This is a genomic window from Bowmanella yangjiangensis (genome assembly GCF_017255015.1).
Lineage (GTDB): Bacteria > Pseudomonadota > Gammaproteobacteria > Enterobacterales > Alteromonadaceae > Bowmanella > Bowmanella yangjiangensis.
In genome coordinates this window covers 1-284 of record NZ_JAFKCS010000904.1, presented here as the reverse complement: position 1 = coordinate 284, position 284 = coordinate 1, and the positions used below count along the sequence as shown (strand labels likewise).

The following is a 284-nucleotide window of genomic DNA, read 5'->3' as shown; positions in this document are numbered from 1 at the left end:
AGGGGCTTCAGCCGCGACCCGCGCACCAGAGCGTCGCCGCTGAAGCACCTCCCACGGTCAGTGGTAGCCCGGATGAAGTCCGGGAGCGTGGGTATGGTTTCCCGGATTTCATCCGGGCTACGGCCGATCTGGCCAGGGCCACAGGTTGCCCTTGTAGGAGCGGCTTTAGCCGCGATTCACGCACCAGGGCATCGCCGCCGAAGCGCCTCCCACGATCAGGTAGCCCGGATGAAGTCCGGGGGCGTGGGCATGGTTTCCCGGATTTCATCCGGGCTACGGGCTGA

General features: G+C 66.2%; 1 protein-coding gene. It reads left to right on the top strand.

Annotation, left to right across the window (positions count from 1 at the left end):
- On the top strand, window positions 1-284 hold a 284-nt coding region (locus J0A65_RS27160), incomplete at its 5' end, for a hypothetical protein (RefSeq protein ID WP_206597259.1).